Source organism: Rhodococcus sp. NPDC057297, assembly GCF_042667435.1.
Lineage (GTDB): Bacteria > Actinomycetota > Actinomycetes > Mycobacteriales > Mycobacteriaceae > Rhodococcoides.
This window is the reverse complement of the sequence record NZ_JBHUZE010000005.1, coordinates 294367-309125: the sequence shown is the minus strand read 5'-3', so window position 1 is coordinate 309125 and position 14759 is coordinate 294367. Positions and strand designations below refer to the sequence as shown.

General features: G+C 64.5%; 16 protein-coding genes. 3 read left to right on the top strand and 13 right to left on the bottom strand.

Annotated elements, in window-relative coordinates; translation table 11 throughout:
* Window positions 1–23: 23 nt before the first annotated feature.
* Complete coding sequence (locus tag ACFULT_RS17750; protein ID WP_378482032.1) at window positions 24–809, bottom strand: ABC transporter permease; 786 nt, start codon at window positions 807–809, stop codon at window positions 24–26.
* Window positions 806–1708, bottom strand: coding sequence for an ABC transporter ATP-binding protein (locus ACFULT_RS17745; RefSeq protein WP_378482031.1), 903 nt, complete (start codon window positions 1706–1708; stop codon window positions 806–808). The genes ACFULT_RS17750 and ACFULT_RS17745 overlap by 4 nt, the downstream gene beginning before the upstream one ends.
* Window positions 1709–1825: 117 nt before the next feature.
* Between ACFULT_RS17745 and ACFULT_RS17740 the strand changes: the two genes are divergently transcribed.
* Entirely contained in the window at window positions 1826–3829 is a 2004-nt protein-coding gene (locus ACFULT_RS17740; RefSeq protein ID WP_378482030.1) for a TPM domain-containing protein, read from the top strand.
* A gap of 151 nt (window positions 3830–3980) precedes the next feature.
* Here the strand turns inward: ACFULT_RS17740 and ACFULT_RS17735 are convergent, their stop codons facing one another.
* Window positions 3981–5366 (bottom strand): glycine--tRNA ligase, encoded by a 1386-nt coding sequence (locus tag ACFULT_RS17735; RefSeq protein WP_019667482.1) that lies wholly within the window; start codon window positions 5364–5366, stop codon window positions 3981–3983.
* Window positions 5367–5642: 276 nt separating this feature from the next.
* On the opposite strand from ACFULT_RS17735, the gene ACFULT_RS17730 reads away from it, so the two are divergent.
* Complete coding sequence (locus ACFULT_RS17730; RefSeq protein ID WP_170947470.1) at window positions 5643–5966, top strand: metalloregulator ArsR/SmtB family transcription factor; 324 nt, start codon at window positions 5643–5645, stop codon at window positions 5964–5966.
* Between the two features lies 1 nt (window position 5967).
* Window positions 5968–6390, top strand: coding sequence for a Fur family transcriptional regulator (locus ACFULT_RS17725; protein ID WP_037107481.1), 423 nt, complete (start codon window positions 5968–5970; stop codon window positions 6388–6390).
* Window position 6391: 1 nt separating this feature from the next.
* Here the strand turns inward: ACFULT_RS17725 and ACFULT_RS17720 are convergent, their stop codons facing one another.
* The 10 genes from ACFULT_RS17720 to ACFULT_RS17675 are packed head-to-tail and all read right to left on the bottom strand — an operon-like array spanning window position 6392 to window position 14737.
* On the bottom strand, window positions 6392–6787 hold the full coding sequence (locus ACFULT_RS17720) for a hypothetical protein (RefSeq protein WP_019667485.1): 396 nt from the start codon (window positions 6785–6787) through the stop codon (window positions 6392–6394).
* Complete coding sequence (locus ACFULT_RS17715) at window positions 6780–7598, bottom strand: isoprenyl transferase (RefSeq protein WP_019667486.1); 819 nt, start codon at window positions 7596–7598, stop codon at window positions 6780–6782. Before ACFULT_RS17715 ends, ACFULT_RS17720 begins: the two co-directional genes overlap by 8 nt.
* On the bottom strand, window positions 7555–8379 hold the full coding sequence (gene recO, locus ACFULT_RS17710; RefSeq protein WP_080732902.1) for a DNA repair protein RecO: 825 nt from the start codon (window positions 8377–8379) through the stop codon (window positions 7555–7557). The genes ACFULT_RS17715 and recO overlap by 44 nt, the downstream gene beginning before the upstream one ends.
* Complete coding sequence (locus tag ACFULT_RS17705) at window positions 8294–9217, bottom strand: urease accessory protein UreD (RefSeq protein ID WP_378482029.1); 924 nt, start codon at window positions 9215–9217, stop codon at window positions 8294–8296. Before ACFULT_RS17705 ends, recO begins: the two co-directional genes overlap by 86 nt.
* Window positions 9214–9828, bottom strand: a complete 615-nt coding sequence (gene ureG, locus ACFULT_RS17700) for an urease accessory protein UreG (protein WP_037107474.1) — start codon at window positions 9826–9828, stop codon at window positions 9214–9216. The genes ACFULT_RS17705 and ureG overlap by 4 nt, the downstream gene beginning before the upstream one ends.
* On the bottom strand, window positions 9825–11531 hold the full coding sequence (gene ureC, locus ACFULT_RS17695) for an urease subunit alpha (RefSeq protein WP_378482028.1): 1707 nt from the start codon (window positions 11529–11531) through the stop codon (window positions 9825–9827). The genes ureG and ureC overlap by 4 nt, the downstream gene beginning before the upstream one ends.
* The gene (ureB, locus tag ACFULT_RS17690) at window positions 11528–12166 is read right to left on the bottom strand and encodes an urease subunit beta (protein WP_037107469.1); all 639 of its coding nucleotides are present in this window, start codon (window positions 12164–12166) and stop codon (window positions 11528–11530) included. The genes ureC and ureB overlap by 4 nt, the downstream gene beginning before the upstream one ends.
* Before the next feature lie 26 nt (window positions 12167–12192).
* The gene (locus ACFULT_RS17685; RefSeq protein WP_378482027.1) at window positions 12193–12843 is read right to left on the bottom strand and encodes an urease accessory protein UreF; all 651 of its coding nucleotides are present in this window, start codon (window positions 12841–12843) and stop codon (window positions 12193–12195) included.
* A complete protein-coding gene (gene ureE, locus ACFULT_RS17680) occupies window positions 12840–13316 on the bottom strand; it encodes an urease accessory protein UreE (RefSeq protein ID WP_052059199.1) in 477 nt (158 codons plus the stop codon). Before ureE ends, ACFULT_RS17685 begins: the two co-directional genes overlap by 4 nt.
* Window positions 13313–14737: an Asp-tRNA(Asn)/Glu-tRNA(Gln) amidotransferase GatCAB subunit A gene (locus tag ACFULT_RS17675; protein ID WP_037107463.1), complete on the bottom strand. Its 1425-nt coding sequence runs from the start codon at window positions 14735–14737 to the stop codon at window positions 13313–13315. The genes ureE and ACFULT_RS17675 overlap by 4 nt, the downstream gene beginning before the upstream one ends.
* Window positions 14738–14759: the final 22 nt, after the last annotated feature.

The following is a 14759-nucleotide window of genomic DNA, read 5'->3' as shown; positions in this document are numbered from 1 at the left end:
CATTTCCACGCACAGCGGATCGGTCAGACACGCTTGGTGTCTCGGCGGAACAACACGGCCGCGCCGAGAACGAACAGACCGGCCCAGACGGCCAGGTTGGCCGAAGCGACCACGAGCGTCCCCGTCGTCGGATCGGCGAACGGCGCGCGGGCAACCGTCGCCAGCCCGTAGAGCGGAGTGAACTTGGCAACGAAGGGGAACCATCCGCTGTCTGCGAGCGGTACGAACAGTCCGCCGGCGAATGCGAGGACGGCGAGGAGCGGACCGAGGACCTGCATCACGTTCTCGGACGGCAGCAGGTATCCCATGAACAGTCCGAAGGCTGCGAACACGCCGCTTCCGAGCCACGCGATGATCCCGCTGGTGATCCAGATCCAGATCGGCATGTCCGCGCCGACGAACGCGGCGACCACGAAGACCGCCACCACCGACGCGAGGCCCATCGTCATCGCGACCAGGATCTTGGTGACGATGTACGCGACCGGACGCAGCGGTGTCAGCCGGAGCTGTCTGCTCCAGCCCTGCGCCCGCTCGACGGACACCATCGCTCCACCGCTGGTTGCGCCCAGCATCGCACCGTAGACCGCCATGCTGATGGCGATGTACGCGGTGACGTTGCCGTGTGCGAAGGAGTAGTCGGACTTGAAATCCGACTGCGAACCGAAGATCACGAAGAACACCGGTGGCATGACGAGAGTGAAGGCAATGGTCCGCCGATTGCGGAACAACCTCTTGATCTCCAGTCCGAGAAACGTGAGGCTGAACCCTCCGAGAGCCAAGGTCGGGCGAGGAGCGGTTGCTGTGGTCATGTCGCACTTCCTACGAGATCGGTTGTCAGAGCGAGGAATGCATCCTCGAGGTTCTTGGAGACGATTTCTACGTCGACGGCGTCGGTGCACGTCAACAGATATCGCGCGACGGCATCGGAATCCTTACCGTGGACTATCACTCGCTCGCCGCGCATCTCGACGTGGTCCACACCTGGAATACGCAGCAGCGCAGTCTGATCCACACCGCGGGCCGTTGCCGTGACAGTTCGACCGGAGGCGAGGTTCTTGACCTCCGCGGCACTGCCGTCGGCGACGATCCTGCCGTGGCGCAGCAGAACGATCCGATCCGCGTACGCGTCGGCCTCGTCGAGGTAGTGCGTCGCGAACATGACCGTGCGGCCGCCGCGAGCATCGTGGCGGATCGCATTCCAGAAATCGCGCCGCCCTTCGACATCCATTCCGGTCGTGGGCTCGTCGAGAAGAATGAGATCGGGTTCAGGCAGCAGTGCGAGGGCAAAGCGAAGCCGCTGCTGCTCACCCCCGGAGCATTTCGCGACGCGCCGATCGGCGATCCCGGTGATCCCGGCACGCGCGAGAACGCTGTCGACCGGACTCGTGCGCGGAAACAGCGACGCGGTCAGCTGAATCGTTTCACGGACCGTCAGATCTCGGATGAGCCCGCCGCTTTGCATCACCGCCGACACCCGTCCGTCGGCGATCGCCTCGGCGGGTGGACGCCCGAACACCGACACGCTGCCGGTATCGGGCTTCGCCAGCCCGAGCATCATGTCGATAGTCGTCGTCTTGCCCGCTCCGTTCGGACCGAGAAACGCGACTACTTCACCGGGCTCCACTCGCAAACTCACATCCGCGACAGCCTGGACTTTCCCGAAAGCTTTGCTCAGGTGCTCGAGATGCACCGCAGGTGTTGTTGTCATGAGAACTACCCTGCTCGCGTTCGGGCATCCATCCCTCGTCCGAGCGTCACGTTCTTGCCGTGACAACTGTCATGGGTGGTGCCGCGGTATCACCGCCGGACGGTAGATTCTGTTCCCATGACGCAGTTCACGGTCCGACGCTTTTTCGCAGTCACTGTTCTCACATCGATGCTCGGGTTGGCCGCCCTGATCGGAGTGACGGCCCCGGCCTCTGCGGAAGCGCCGTCGAGGCTTGCCGGCCAGATCACGGATTCGGTCGGGGCCCTCGACGAGTCGGAACTAGTGGACGTCCAGGCCGCGATCGACGACCTGTACAACTCGGCGCAACTACGGCTGTGGGTCACGTACGTCGCCGACTTCGACAACATGTCAGCCGAGCAATGGGCGCAGCAGACCTATCGGGCGAGCGACTTCGGGCAGCGCGACGTGCTGTTGGCCGTTGCCACCGTCGACCGGTCGTACTACCTCGCCGTCGACACATCGTTGGATCGAATCACCACGAGCGAGCAGACGGACATTCGGACCGACGACGTCGAGCCCGCTCTGCGAGAACAGGATTGGTCCGGCGCAGCCATCGTTGCCGCAGGATCTCTCGGCGAAGCGTACGCGAGTTCCGGCAGCGGCGGGTCCAGTACACCGTGGCTGATCGGCGCAGGCGTCGTTGTCGTTGCCGGAGGCGGTGCCGTCGTCTACTCTTCGCGGCGCAACAAAGCACGCAGGCAAGCGGGAATCGACGCTGCACACAACATCGACCCCACCGACACCGCAGCACTGTCCGCTCTCCCCCTGGAGATACTCGACGCGAGAGCACACTCGATGCTCGTCGAAACCGACAATGCCGTCCGGTCGAGCGAGGAAGAGCTGGCTATCGCTCGCTCGGAATTCGGCGACACCACAGCCGCCCCGTTCATCACCGCGTTCGAGGGAGCGAAAAGGGCGCTCGCAACTGCGTTCGAGGTACGTCAACGCCTCGACGACGCCATCCCGGAAACACCGGAACAACGACGCTCGATGCTCATCCAGATCATCTCCTCGTGCGGCCGCGCCGATCACGAACTGGATTCGCGGGTCGCCGAGTTCGAGTCGATGCGAGACCTGCTGATCAACGCAGGTTCCAAGCTCGACTCGCTGACACAAGCCGTCGTCGAACTCACCGTCCGCGTACCCGAGTCCGATGCCGTTCTGAAGGCGCTGCACACCGAGTTCGCGGCGCCGGCGCTCGCCTCGATCTCGTCGAACATCACCATGGCACAGGAGGACATCGAACTGGCCGAGCGCAACATCGAGGTCGGCCGCGAGGCTGCGACGAAACCCGCAGGCCAACAGGGCGAGCTCGTGTCCGCGATCCGGACCGCGGAAAAAGCCGTCGACCAGGCTCGGGCACTGCTCGACGGAGTAGACCACGCGCAGAACGACATTCGCAACGCAATTGCCACGCTCCCCGCCGCGATCGAGGACGTTCGCCGCGACATCCAGAGCGCCGCCACGCTCGCCGAGCACGGTGGCCAGGAGCTTCAGAACGCACGCGCAGCGGCCGAGCAGGCACTCCGCATCGCCGAAGAATCCAAAGCGACCGATCCGCTCGGCAGCTTCACGCAACTCGTCGCTGCCGATCAACACCTCGATGCCGTCATCGCCGACGCCACCGAGGCGAAGACCCAGGACGATCTGCTCCGTTCACGACTGGCCCGCGACCTCGGCGGAGCACAATCCCAGATCACCGCAGCGAAGGACTACATCTCCACCCGACGCGGCGGCGTCGGCGCAGAAGCTCGTACGAGGCTCGCCGAAGCGGAACGGCACTTCGCAGCAGCTCGACAACTCGAATCCTCGGACCCGGCCAAAGCGATCCAGCACGCGCAGGCAGCAGCGCAACTGGCATCGAGAGCATCTCAGTCCGCCCAAGCCGACGTACGGGACTGGGAGAATCGCAACCGTCCACGAGGCGGCAGCAGCGGCGGCAACGTCGCCGGCGCTGTCCTCGGCGGCATCCTCATCAACAGCGTCCTCCGCGGCGGCGGAGGCGGTGGCTTCGGCGGTGGTGGTTTCGGAGGCGGAGGCTTCGGCGGGGGCGGGGGCGGTGGCGGTGGAGGCTTCGGTGGCGGAGGCGGTCGGTTCTAGCTCCCCTCCGGCTCACCCGCGCCTGACGCCCGCGCAGCGCACCGACGCACCGACGCACCGAGCGACCCAAGCACCGAGCGAAAGTGGCTTCCGGTCAGTCTGACTGATCGAGAGCCACTTTCGCTCCGGAAAGGGGTAGCGCTCAGCCCACTCAGGCGCCCAGTAGCCGGGCCGCGAGGTAGGCCTCGACTTGGTCGAGGGCGACGCGTTCCTGTGCCATGGTGTCGCGTTCGCGGATGGTGACGGCCTGGTCGTCGAGGGTGTCGAAGTCGACGGTGATGCAGAACGGCGTACCGATTTCGTCCTGACGACGGTAGCGGCGGCCGATGGCGCCGGCGTCGTCGAATTCGACGTTCCAGTAGGCGCGCAGCTGCTGTGCGAGGTCCTTGGCCTTCGGCGTCAGGTCGGCGTTGCGCGAGAGCGGCAGTACGGCGACCTTGACCGGTGCGAGGCGACGGTCGAGCTTGAGTACGACGCGCTTGTCGACGCCGCCCTTGGCGTTGGGAGCTTCGTCCTCGGTGTAGGCGTCGACGAGGAATGCCATGAGTGACCGTGTCAAGCCGGCTGCGGGCTCGATGACGTACGGCGTGTAACGGGTGTCCGTGGCCTGCTCGTAGTAGCTGAGGTCCTGGCCCGACGCCTTGGAGTGGACCGACAGGTCGTAGTCGGTGCGGTTGGCGATGCCTTCGAGCTCGCCCCACTCGCTGCCCTGGAACTTGAAGCGGTACTCGATGTCGACGGTTCGCTTGGAGTAGTGCGAGAGCTTCTCCTGCGCGTGCTCGTAGAGACGCAGGTTCTCGGGGTCGATACCCAGGTCGGTGTACCACTTCATGCGGTAGTCGATCCAGTACTGGTGCCACTCGTCGTCCTCGCCGGGCTTGACGAAGAATTCCATCTCCATCTGCTCGAACTCGCGGGTGCGGAAGATGAAGTTGCCGGGGGTGATCTCGTTGCGGAAGCTCTTGCCGATCTGCCCGATGCCGAACGGCGGCTTCTTACGGGAGGTGGTGAGCACGTTGGCGAAGTTGACGAAGATACCCTGCGCGGTTTCCGGACGCAGGTAGTGCAGGCCTTCTTCGTTGTCGACCGGTCCGAGGTAGGTCTTGAGCAGACCCGAGAATGCGCGGGGCTCGGTCCACTGGCCGGGGTCGCCGGTTTCGGGATCGCGGATGTCGGCGAGACCGTTCTCCGGCGGGCGCCCATGCTTCTCTTCGTAGGCTTCGAGAAGGTGGTCTGCACGGTAGCGCTTGTGCGTGATGAGGGACTCGACCAGTGGATCGGAGAACGTCTCGACATGTCCCGACGCTTCCCACACCTCGCGCGGAAGGATCACCGAGGAGTCGAGGCCGACCGTGTCTTCGCGGCTGGTGACCATGTTGCGCCACCACTGCTTCTTGATGTTGTCCTTGAGCTCGACGCCGAGCGGACCGTAGTCCCACGCCGACTTGGTACCGCCGTAGATCTCACCGCACTGGTAGACGAGTCCTCGACGCTTGGCGAGGTTGGCGACGGTTTCGACTTTGGACTTGGGTGCCACTGGCGGAGCTCTCCATCTTGTGTCTTGCGAGAGGGACTTGTACAGGCGTCAAGACTATCGGTCGTGGGCCGCTTTCTCCGAACGCTCCCGTCCGCGTTTGACATGCGCACTCGTGCATATCAAAATGGAAGTGATTTGCATTAACGATCGCTGGACTACTGTGAAGCAGGTACGCGAGCCCTGAACACGAAGGAGAATCTGTTGGCAATCCTGGAGACGGACCCTTCGCACCTCGGCAACGATCAGCCTGCACACAGCCACTCCACCGAGGCCCACGTGCATGATCCGTTCGTATCCGCACCGCCTGCACCTGTTCCGGCCAAGGAGACGTTGACGGCTGCGGGTGACATCCTGCGCGCGTTGGCCGCACCCGTTCGCATCGCGATCGTGTTGCAACTTCGCGAGTCCGAGAGATGCGTCCACGAACTGGTGGGCGCCCTCGGAGTGACCCAACCGTTGATCAGTCAGCACCTACGCGTTCTGAAGGCCGCCGGTGTTGTGCAGGGTGAACGTAACGGACGCGAAGTGCTGTACCGACTGGTCGACGATCACCTGGCTCACATCGTCGTCGACGCCGTCGCCCACGCGGAGGAAGGCTGACATGCCCGAGAGCACGAGAACACGCAAGCCCGTCGCGGTCGGGATCCGAGCGACCAAGCAACGCAGCGCCATCTCGGACCTGTTGGACAACATCGAAGAGTTCCGGTCGGCGCAGGATCTGCACGACGAGCTACGCAAGCGCGGCGAAGGCATCGGGCTGACGACGGTGTATCGCACGCTTCAAGCTCTCGCCGACGCAGGCACCGTCGACGTCCTCCGGATCGACACCGGCGAATCCGTCTACCGGCGGTGCTCGTCCGGCCACCATCACCACCTGGTCTGTCGCGATTGCGGCTACACGGTCGAAGTCGAGGGCGTAGCAGTCGAGAAGTGGTCGCAGGCCGTCGCGGAGGACAACGGATTTTCCGACGTCAGCCACACGATCGAGATCTTCGGCACATGCAACGAGTGCAGGGCCAAGTAGGTCACGGAAGCAGGCCTTCGCGCGCTTTCTCCACGCCCCCGAGGACCAGTACCAGCATGGTCATCAGGGCTTCGTCGTCAAGGCCACTCGCCGGGAACGTGTAGCGCAGCAGGACATCCGCCGATTTCTCGTGGACATTCACCGAGATCGACCCGAACTGCGAGTCCGCGTTACGGTCCGCCACCTTCTTGTGCAGAGCGGCCTTGAGGGGCCGGTCCCATGCCAGTACTGCCGTCAGCGACAGCACTTCGAGACCGGGCGACAGTGCCACCGAGCGGAGAGAACACAGGGCACCGGCGTAGTCGAAGCCGAGCGAGCCTTCTTCCCCTACCACCACCGTCGCGAACTGCGACAGCGCCAGTTCTGCACGCGACTGCAGGGTGGTGGGCTCACTCATACTTCACTCCTCCGAATCGACGGTCCCTGGACGCGTACTCGATGCACGCTTCCCAGAGGTCCCGGCGATCGAAATCCGGAAACAGTTTTTTCTGAAAGACGAACTCCGCGTATGCGGACTGCCAGATGAGGAAGTTGGACGTGCGCTGCTCCCCCGACGGACGCAGGAACAGATCGACGTCCGGCATGTCTGCTTCGTCGAGGTACTTGGCGACGGTGGCTTCGGTGATCTTCTCGGGATCGAGTTTCCCCGCCGCCACCTGACGCGCGATTTCTCTTGTCGCGTCGGCAATTTCGGCGCGACCACCATAATTGACGCACATCGTCAGCGTCATGACGGTGTTCTTCTTCGTCAGTTCCTCGGCGACTTCCAGTTCCTTGATGACGCTGCGCCACAGACGAGGCCGTCGCCCGGCCCACCGAACACGAACACCCATCTCGTTCATCTCGTCACGGCGACGTCGGATGACGTCGCGATTGAAGCCCATGAGGAACTTCACCTCGTCCGGGCTGCGCTTCCAGTTCTCGGTCGAGAAGGCGTAGGCCGACAGCCACTTGACTCCGATGTCGATGCATCCGCAGACGGTGTCCATGAGCACGGCCTCACCGCGCTCGTGCCCTGCGGTTCGTGGCATTCCTCGGTCCTGTGCCCACCGGCCGTTGCCGTCCATGACGAGGGCGACGTGACGCGGAATCAGTTCGGGCTGAATGATCGGAGGCGTGGCTCCCGACGGGTGTGGATCAGGGGGCCGAATCGCCCTGTCACCGTCAGACTGACTGCGCGGTTCGCGTCGGAGAATCACGGTCTTCATCCTGCCCGACGCCTGTTGCTCCAACCTCACCAGGCCCGATCTGATGCGGTGCTGTGCGTTCGACGAGCGGCAACGTCCGCAGTTGGCGCTCCAGATGCCACTGAAGATGAGCGGCAACCAGCCCGCTGGCTTGGGACCGGACGGCCGTCGACGTCGTTTCCGTGTAGTCCCATTCACCGCGTTCGAGGGCGACCATCAGGTCCATGACACCGGTCATGGGCGTCGCCGAACCCGGAGGCCTGCAGTGCACGCACACAGACCCACCTGCCGCGACATGAAATGCTCGGTGCGGCCCTGGGGCTGCACACCGCGCGCATTCGGTCAACGACGGCGCCCAGCCGGAGAAGCCCATGGCGCGGAGCAGGAACGCGTCGAGAATCAATTCAGGAGGACGAGATCGGTCGGCGAGCGCACGCAGCGCGCCGACAGTCAGCTGGTGCAGTCGCTTCGCCGGTGCGTGTTCTTCACCGGCCAGCCGCTCCGCGGTCTCGAGGATTGCGCAGCCGGTGGTGTAGCAGCCGTAGTCGCTGACGATGTCCCCACCGAACGCGTTGACGGTGTGCACCTGGGTGACGATGTCCAGATTTCGACCCGGATGCAGAAGGAGATCGACGTGCGCGAAGGGTTCGAGCCGAGCGCCGAACTTCGACTTCGTGCGGCGTACACCCTTCGCGACAGCCCGGACGATGCCGTTGTCACGAGTCAGGAGCGTGACAATACGGTCGGCTTCGCCCAGCTTGTGCTGGCGCAGCACGACTGCGTTGTCCCGGTACAGCCTCACGTTCTCCAGTGTCCCACGTCGGCGACGATGCGGGCGGATGCCACTCACGGGACGGGTCGACGTTCCTTGCACGCGGCGCATGCCGGAGCGATCGAACGAGGGACCGGATAGCCTCCCGCACCGTATCTCCCCCGGTCGCCGCGATCCGGATCGCGTAGCCAGCATCGTTCGGAAGTACCGAGCCTGCGGCGTAGACGCCCCACTTTGCATCGAACCGGTCCAGATCCACCGCCGGATCCTCAGCGGCCGGTCCCAGCAGATACACCGTCGCGAACGCCCGAAGACCCGCCCGCGGATTCGGCATCGCCGACGCGTGTTGGGCGTCGAACAACCGCATATCGCCGTCGACGGTCAGCGTGACGCGCGAGCGAAAACTTCCGAACGACTCGGCGGTCACGTCGGGATGCGCGACGACGGCATCGGTCAGCATCACCGACCCACCCCGCTCCAGTTCGACGTGGGTGTTCTGCACGACATGCGCGAACCGAGTAAGGATCCTCGGCTCCGGCTGGTAGATGAGCATGCTCGACGCCTCGGCCCGCAGTTCGGTCTCCTCGACGGCGGGCTTCGATCCTGGCAACCCGGTCACCAACATCGCACCCTGGCCGGTGACCTCGGCGCGGGCACCCGCCGTCGCCGCAATCCGTTGCCGGACGTGATCGCCCGCATGCAGTGATGCTCCGGCATTCTGGACGATCAGCCGCCCGTGGCCGGGATCGTCCGCGTCGAGGTAGAACATCCGACCGATCGTCTGAGGCCATCGATAGCGCCTGCGGTCCAGCACTGTTCGGTTACCGGACGTAGCGAACGACAGATCGAGCGACCTGGGCTCGGTCACACGAACAGAATTTCGCGGTCGAGTACCCCGACGAGTTCGACGATGCCCGTTCCGGCGCGGGCATTGGTGCACACGATCGGTCGGCCGGATCTGACCTCGTCGGCTTCCTTCAGCATCCGTTCGAGGTCAGTACCGACATAGGGCGCGAGGTCGATCTTGTTGACCACCAGAAGATCACAGCGCACGACGCCAGGCCCCCGCTTGCGTGGGATATCGTCGCCGCCGGCCACGTCGATGACGAAGACCCAGTAGTCCACCAGATCCCGGGAGAAGGTCGACGCCAGATTGTCACCGCCGCTCTCGAGCAGCAGCACCTCGGTGTCGGGGAAGTCCGCTTCCAGCTGGTCTGCCATCGCGATGTTGAGCGAAGGGTCCTCGCGAATCACCGTGTGTGGGCACCCGCCTGCTTCGACGGCCCGTACCCGCGCGGGGTCGATCAATCCCGATCGCTTGACCCGTTCTGCGTCCTCCGCGGTGACCAGGTCGTTGGTGATGACCGACACCGAGCGACCGTGTCGAGCGAACTCGGCGATCAATCGTTCGACGATGGCGGTCTTTCCGGACCCGACAGGTCCGCCGATGCCGATTCGTGCTGCTCGCAGTGCGTTCATCGAAGCATGTACCTCCGGGCGAAGGAAACAGTCCTGGGTGGAATACCGGTGAGAAGTCGGCCGTCGGCTCGCACGTCGAACGTGCGGGGGTCGACATCGATGTGGGGCAACGCGGAATTCCGAATCATGTCGGACTTGCGCAGCGCGCGGACCGAGTCGATGGTCAGCACGTTCTTGCGTAGACCAAGGGCGTCGGGCAGTCCGGCGTCGGTGGCGAGGGCCGACATGAACACGAAGCCGAGCCGCTCGGGAGCCGACCCGAGCGATCCCCAGTTCGCGCGCTGTACCACCGGTTCGGAACGCGAGATACTGCCTGCGGCGTCGCCGAGGGCGGCCCATGCAACGAATCCGTTCTTCATGACGAAGTTCGGTTTCACCCCGAAGAATGCAGGCGACCACAGCACCAGATCGGCCACCTTCCCCACCTCCACGGACCCGACGTGCCGTCCGACCCCTATCGAGATAGCGGGATTGACAGTCAGTTTCGCGATGTACCGTTTGACGCGTTCGTTGTCCGCCGACGCGGTCGCCTCCTCCGGTAGCCTGCCGACCCGCTGCTTCATGATGTCGGCCAACTGCCAGCAGTTCGCGATGTTCTCGGCGACCCGGCCCATCCCTTGGGTGTCGCTGCCGAAGATGGAGATCGCGCCCATGTCGTGCAGGAAGTCCTCGGCAATCATCGTCTGTGGACGGATGCGCGCTTCGGCGAACGCGACGTCCTCCGGCGCATCCCAGTTCATGTTGTGCGCTTCCATCGTCATCGGTACGCCCTCGTCGAGCGCATAGGGGGTGTACGGGTTCGTCGGATTGGTTGATGCTGGAATGACATTGTCGTATCCGACGCAGCGAATCAGATCCGGGGCGTGCCCTCCCCCGGCGCCCTCCACGTGATACATGTGGATGGTGCGGTCGCCGATGGTCGACATGGTGGTCTCGGCGAATCCGAACTCGTTGATCGAATCGGTGTGCAGGTGCACCGCGAAGTCGGCCGAGTCGGCGGCCCGCAAGGTCGCGTCGATCACCGCAGGCGAGGCACCGAAGTCCTCGTGAATCTTGACCGCTCCCGCACCTGCAGCCACCGATTCACGCACTGCTGCAGCGTCGGAGGATCCGCGTCCGAAGGCGACGAAGTTCATCGGCGACGCCTCTCCGCCGCGCAAGAACAACCCGAGATTGCGGGTGCTTCCCGATCCCACCTCGAAGGCAGGCCCCGGAGATCCTCCGATCAACGTCGTGGTGCCCGTGGACAGCGCGTGTTCGCTCTGCTGCGGGGAGATCAGATGGGCATGCGTCTCGATGGCACCTGCGGTGACGATCAGTCCTTCGGACGGGATCGGCGTCGTCATGTGCCCGACGACCATGCCAGCCGTGACGTCGGGCATGACGTCCGGATTGCCCGCCTTTCCGATACCGACGATCAAGCCGTCTCGAATCCCGATGTCCGCTTTGATGATTCCGGCGACGGAATCGATGATCGTCGCGTTGGTGAACACGTAATCCAGCGCGCCGGTCGAGGACCTGGAGTTCGGCCGATACCCCTCGCCGTCGCGGACGTTCTTGCCCGCACCCGCCAGCAGCTCGTATCCGGGTGTGGTCAGATCCTTCTCAATTTCGACGACGAGGTCGGAATCCGCGAGCCGGATGCGGTCACCCGTCGTCGGACCGAACATCCGCACGTACGCCGCGCGGTCGATGCTCGTCACTGCCCTTCTTCCTCGTCGAGCGATCCGTTCACCAGTCCTCGGAAGCCATGGGCGACGCGGCCGCCCTGCATGGGAACAAGTTCGACGGTTACCGGAATCCCTGGCTCGAAACGAACTCCTGCTCCTGCCGCCACCGCCAACTTGAGTCCCCACGCTGCGCGTCTGTCGAATTCGAGTGCCGCGTTCACCTCGAAGAAGTGGCTCTGGCTGCGCACCTGGACATCCCGATCACCGGTGTTGATCACCCGCAGTTCGAAGGAGGGCAGATCGGCGAACAACTCGATCGGCGTATCCGCCGTCATGATTTCCCCTGGAGTCCGATCCCCCTCCTTCCACGGAATCGGATCGATGACGGTGACGAGCTTGGTCCCTTCGGCGAAGGGCGCGTCGACGAGCACCATGGTCAGCATCTGCGGCACCCCGCTCATGACCTGCTCGTGCGTCAGCAGGTGGCATGCATAATCGATGACGGCATCGTAGGCCATGTCCTTGCGCGCCGCGAGCATGATTTCGTCGGTCAAGTAGGCAACAGCCTCGGGATGACTGAGCGGGACGCCCGCGGCCAGATTGCGCCGAGCCATCGCAGCGGCGGTGAACACCGTCAGTCTTTCGATCTCGGTCGGGGTGAGCAGCACTATGTCTCCTGTTCTCGTGCGTGAAGTCAGCTGGCGAACAGCCTGATGCCGTCGCCTCGGCGTTGGGCGGCGATATCGGCGAAAGCGGTGAACGACGACGGTTCGGCGTCGGGAACGAGTGCCAGGATCGATCCCAAGACGCCCTCTACGTCCTGCATGATCCTCTGCGATCCCAGGTGCCCGGTGACGCCGAGGCGCAGCGCGGCACTGGCGATGCCGGACAACACCTGCCATCCGCTGATCGCTTCGGCCGCAGTCACCGTGAGTCCATGCCCGCGATAGCAGACTGCCTGCGCGACGGGAAGGTGCCCCGGCGCCGACCCGGACAGCACTGCAGCCCGGTAGGCGACCGCGTCGGATGCGCCGAGGGCGGCGAAGGTCGACAGCAATGCCGCCCCCGATCGCCGCGACGCCTCGCGGAGAGTCGACAATGCACTCGACGCCTCCCCGAGACGATCCGCGTGTTCCGGATCCTGCCACGCCGACCGCAGCAGGACTCGGTCCATCGTGTGCCAGCGGCCGGTCACCGCTTCGGCGGCGAAGGCCGACACGTCGGCCTCACCGGTGACGAAGCCGTCCCGCACCGCACCCTCCAGTCCTGAGGAGAACGCGAACCCGCCTGAGGGAAAAGCACTGTCGCCGAAACGAAGTACCGCGAGGAGGTCGGGAACGCTCACTCTTCGAGATGCTCGACGGTGCCGTCGTCGAGCAGTTCGGCGATGCGTGCCCGGTAGTCCGATTCCGGACCCTCCAGCACTACCGTCATCGTCGTCCCGGTCATCGTTGCCTTCCAGTGCAGGTGACCGGCGAGAAATCCGAGATGCATCGCGGACGGGATGGTCGACGCCCGTAGCCGCAGCGTTCTGGGCGCGCCTGCCCGCACCACCACGGCTCGTGATTCACCGAGCACCAGCACCGCACCGTCGACCAACCGCTTGTGCCGGTCGAGTACAACGGCGTAGTCGCGCCCCGCATCCGAGGTCACCCGAAGGCGACGGCGGTCGAGGTCGGTGGCGTCGAGGTGCACGTATTCGACTGCGTGCCGGTGCCGCAACTCGTGTAACTTGTCCGCGATCCCGGCTTCGAACTCGTGCCCCACGATCTCGTCGACGACCGGAGTCGACGAGACCGTAGCCCGCGAGAGTGTCATGCGGGCACAGCTGCAGGCGTCAGTGGTGCGATCCGGCCTACTACATCCGAGGCCTGCTCCAGAGCGAACCCCACGCGCAGGATCTCCGCCTCGCAGAACGGCTTTCCAATGATCTGCACACCGATCGGCATTCCGGTCGAAGAGAATGCGGCGGGCACCTGTAGCGCCGGAAGACCGGTGACGTTGGCGGGAGCGGACATTCGCGAGTACGCGGATGTCGCTCCTTCGACGACGCCGTCGTCCCAGCGAAAGTACGGATCCTCGCGCAGCGCCGCGACGCCGGGGACGGTCGGCGCCAGCAGTACGTCGATGCCACCGCCCGCGCCACGGTACATGTCGCGCCAGGCGTCCTGAATCCTGGTGCGCAGCCGGATGGAGTTGATGTAGTCGGTGGCGAGAATCGCTTCGCCTGCTTCGACGAGGGTACGTACCTCCTCGGTGAACTTCTCCGGCGAAGTCCGAAGCGCGTCCATGTGATACGCGCTGGCCTCCGCCGTCAGGATCCCCCACTCGACCGGCAGAATGTATTCGGCAAGTGGAATTTCGACCTCGACGAGTTCGGCGCCGAGACTCTGCAGCAGCTCCGCAGTCTGCTGTGCAACGTGCTGCGTCTCCTGCTCGACGTGATAGTTGTAGAAGTTGGTCGGAATACCGATACGTGTTCCCGCGACACCCCTGTCGATCCCGGTCGTGAAATCCGGGATGTCTTGGTTCACCGATGCCGGATCCCTGCGGTCGTACCCGGACATCGCCGCCATGACCAGTCCTGCGTCGACCACGTTGCGGGTCAGCGGTCCGACGTGGTCGAGTGACCACGACAGCGACGCAACACCCGCACGGGACGCCCGTCCGAATGTTGGTTTGAGCCCGACGGTTCCGCAGAGGCCCGCCGGAATCCGAATGGATCCGCCGGTATCGCTACCGAGGGCGACGTGCACGACGCCAGCGCCGACGGCAGCACCGGAACCACCCGAGGAGCCACCCGGGGTGCGGGTCGGATCCCACGGATTTCCCGAGGTCGGTGTCGTTGCGCCGTAGGCGAACTCGTGTGTGTGCGTCTTGCCGATCATGACCATGCCCACCTCGGACAGTTTCGCTACCGCTGCACTGTCGACGGTCGGGACGTTGTCGGAGCGCTGAGCGGAGCTGGATGTGGTCAGAATGCCCGCTGTGTCGTAGAGATCTTTGACTCCCAACGGGATTCCGTGCAGGGTGCCCTTGTAGTTTCCGGCCGCGATCTCGGCCTCGGCCTGTTCTGCCTGGGCGAGCGCGTGCTCACCCGTCACGGTCACGAAAGCCGTGATGGCCGGCTCCACCGCGGCCAGGCGGTCGAGCGAGGACTGCGTCACCTCGACGGGCGAGACCTCTTTCGTCCTGATCTTCTCGGCGACCTCGGACAGTGAGAGTTCGTGGATTTCCATTGACAAGCCTTTCCGAACGATG

What these genes read in the sequence shown, in the direction of transcription:
- ACFULT_RS17750 (WP_378482032.1), bottom strand. Translation starts at nt 809, where the DNA reads ATGACCACAGCAACCGCTCCTCGCCCGACCTTGGCTCTCGGAGGGTTC.
- ACFULT_RS17745 (WP_378482031.1), bottom strand. Translation starts at nt 1,708, where the DNA reads ATGACAACAACACCTGCGGTGCATCTCGAGCACCTGAGCAAAGCTTTC.
- ACFULT_RS17740 (WP_378482030.1), top strand. Translation starts at nt 1,826, where the DNA reads ATGACGCAGTTCACGGTCCGACGCTTTTTCGCAGTCACTGTTCTCACA.
- ACFULT_RS17725 (WP_037107481.1), top strand. Translation starts at nt 5,968, where the DNA reads ATGCCCGAGAGCACGAGAACACGCAAGCCCGTCGCGGTCGGGATCCGA.
- ACFULT_RS17720 (WP_019667485.1), bottom strand. Translation starts at nt 6,787, where the DNA reads ATGAGTGAGCCCACCACCCTGCAGTCGCGTGCAGAACTGGCGCTGTCG.
- ACFULT_RS17715 (WP_019667486.1), bottom strand. Translation starts at nt 7,598, where the DNA reads ATGAAGACCGTGATTCTCCGACGCGAACCGCGCAGTCAGTCTGACGGT.
- ureG (WP_037107474.1), bottom strand. Translation starts at nt 9,828, where the DNA reads ATGAACGCACTGCGAGCAGCACGAATCGGCATCGGCGGACCTGTCGGG.
- ureE (WP_052059199.1), bottom strand. Translation starts at nt 13,316, where the DNA reads ATGACACTCTCGCGGGCTACGGTCTCGTCGACTCCGGTCGTCGACGAG.
- ACFULT_RS17675 (WP_037107463.1), bottom strand. Translation starts at nt 14,737, where the DNA reads ATGGAAATCCACGAACTCTCACTGTCCGAGGTCGCCGAGAAGATCAGG.